The sequence below is a fragment of the Enterobacter sp. 01-M-02-SI-ECC genome (genome assembly GCF_047530595.1).
Lineage (GTDB): Bacteria > Pseudomonadota > Gammaproteobacteria > Enterobacterales > Enterobacteriaceae > Enterobacter > Enterobacter cloacae_M.
Map to the genome: position 1 here is coordinate 1 of NZ_JBLKCZ010000078.1, position 2,437 is coordinate 2,437.

The 2,437-nt window shown below is 58.4% G+C and carries 3 protein-coding genes; all 3 read left to right on the forward strand.

The window, feature by feature from the left end; genetic code table 11:
• Nucleotides 1-134 precede the first annotated feature (134 nt).
• Genes ACMWLG_RS25645 through tnpC form a run of 3 tightly spaced genes read left to right on the forward strand, consistent with a single transcriptional unit; the run spans nt 135 to nt 2,396 of the window.
• On the forward strand, nt 135-467 hold the full coding sequence (locus ACMWLG_RS25645; protein ID WP_050586387.1) for a transposase: 333 nt from the start codon (nt 135-137) through the stop codon (nt 465-467).
• Nucleotides 464-811 (forward strand): IS66 family insertion sequence element accessory protein TnpB, encoded by a 348-nt coding sequence (tnpB, locus tag ACMWLG_RS25650; RefSeq protein ID WP_000609174.1) that lies wholly within the window; start codon nt 464-466, stop codon nt 809-811. Before ACMWLG_RS25645 ends, tnpB begins: the two co-directional genes overlap by 4 nt.
• 49 nt (nt 812-860) lie before the next feature.
• The gene (gene tnpC / locus ACMWLG_RS25655; protein WP_001000409.1) at nt 861-2,396 is read left to right on the forward strand and encodes an IS66 family transposase; all 1,536 of its coding nucleotides are present in this window, start codon (nt 861-863) and stop codon (nt 2,394-2,396) included.
• Nucleotides 2,397-2,437: the final 41 nt, after the last annotated feature.

The window sequence follows — 2,437 nt, forward strand, 5'->3', positions numbered from 1 at the left end:
GTAAGCGTCGTCTGAGTACCGTCTGGTCCCGAATCCAGGATCCTGTAACTTAAGCACCCACTTATTTTGCAGGTGGACACCTCATGCGCGCTAAAGAAAGACTTCCCCGGAAACACTATTCCCCTGAATTCAAAATGGAACTGGTCAGGCTGGCTCTTGAAGAAGAAGGCAGTATTGCCGCACTGGCCCGGAAACATGACGTCAATGATAACCTGCTCTTTAAATGGATAAGGCTCTGGCAGCGTGAAGGGCGGGTCTGTCGGCCCCGAAAAAACTCATCGTCGCTTCCTGCCCTGATACCCGTGCAGCTTCAGGCGGGCTCTTCTCTCCCAACCTTCGAACTACCATCCTGCTCTCCTCCCGCTACCTGCCACATAAAATGTCGGGGAGGAGAAATAACACTGACTCATCCCTCTGCTGAACTCATGAGCACTGTCCTGCGCGAACTGATGCGGGGGCCGGTATGATAAATCTTCCCGCAGGCACAAAAATCTGGCTGGTTGCCGGTATCACCGATATGCGCAACGGCTTCAATGGCCTCGCCGCAAAGGTGCAGACCGCGCTGAAAGATGACCCGATGTCCGGCCACGTCTTCATCTTCCGGGGACGCAGCGGCAGTCAGGTAAAACTGCTCTGGTCCACCGGCGATGGTCTGTGCCTGCTGACAAAGCGACTGGAACGTGGTCGCTTCGCCTGGCCCTCAGCCCGCGATGGCAAAGTGTTCCTGACGCCGGCGCAACTGGCGATGCTGATGGAAGGTATCGACTGGCGACAGCCAAAGCGGTTACTGACATCCCTGACCATGTTGTAGCGCTCTTTATCCTGGTTGTCGCAGAATAAGCCTGGTAAAATACAGGCTTATGAACGATACCTCTTCTGACGACATCCTTCTGCTGAAACAGCGCCTGGCCGAACAGGAAGCGTTGATCCACGCCCTGCAGGAAAAGCTGAGCAACCGGGAACGCGAAATAGACCATCTGCAGGCGCAACTGGATAAGCTGCGCCGGATGAACTTCGGCAGTCGTTCCGAAAAGGTATCCCGCCGTATCGCGCAAATGGAAGCTGACCTGAACCTGCTGCAGCAGGAAAGCGATACGCTGACCGGCCGGGTGGATGACCCGGCAGTGCAGCGCCCGCTGCGTCAGACCCGCACCCGCAAACCGTTCCCTGAGTCACTCCCACGGGATGAGAAGCGGCTGCTGCCGACTGAGCCGTGTTGCCCGGAGTGCGGTGGTTCGCTGAGTTACCTGGGTGAGGATGCCGCCGAACAGCTGGAGCTGATGCGCAGCGCCTTCCGGGTTATCCGGACAGTCCGTGAAAAGCATGCCTGCCGTCGGTGCGATCGCATCGTTCAGGCCCCGGCTCCTTCGCGCCCCATCGAACGGGGGATCGCCGGACCGGGGCTGCTGGCCCGAGTGCTGACCTCAAAGTATGCAGAGCACACACCGCTGTATCGCCAGTCGGAGATCTATGCCCGCCAGGGTGTAGTGTTGAGTCGTTCTGTACTGTCGGGCTGGGTGGATGCGTGTTGTCGTCTGCTGGCACCGCTGGATGAAGCCCTTCAGCACTATGTCCTGACCGACGGCAAACTCCATGCTGACGATACGCCTGTCCCGGTGCTGTTGCCGGGCAATAAGAAGACGAAGACCGGGCGCTTATGGACGTACGTTCGAGACGACCGCAACGCCGGATCAGCGCTGGCCCCCGCAGTGTGGTTCGCTTACAGCCCGGACAGAAAAGGTATCCACCCTCAGACCCATCTTGCAGGCTTCAGTGGCGTACTGCAGGCTGATGCCTACGCCGGGTTCAACGAGCTCTACCGCGACGGCCATATAAAGGAAGCCGCGTGCTGGGCCCATGCCCGCCGAAAAATCCACGATGTTCACGTCCGTACCCCGTCAGTCCTGACGGAGGAGGCGCTGAAACGGATCGGCGAGCTGTATGCCATCGAGTCGGAGATCAGAGGTAAAAGAGCAGAGGAACGGCAGGCAGTCCGGCACCAAAAAGTGCTGCCGCTGCTGGCGTCACTGGAGGGGTGGCTGCGGGAGAAACAGAAAACCCTCTCAAGGCACTCAGAACTGGCGAAGGCGTTCGGGTATGCGCTGAACCAGTGGCCGGCGCTGATCCGCTATGCAGAAGATGGCTGGGTGGAGGTGGATAATAACATTGCCGAAAACGCCCTACGACGGGTCAGTCTGGGGAGAAAAAACTGGCTGTTCTTCGGCTCGGATCATGGTGGTGAGCGCGGTGCGTCACTGTACAGTCTTATCGGGACGTGCAAATTAAACGGCGTGGATCCGGAACGCTATCTGCATTATGTACTTGATGTCATCGCCGACTGGCCTGTGAACCGGGTGGGTGCTCTGCTCCCGTGGCGGGTTACTCTGCCTGCCTGACCAGCTTCACTTCGTCAATACGGTTCTCACTGCACGCTTAC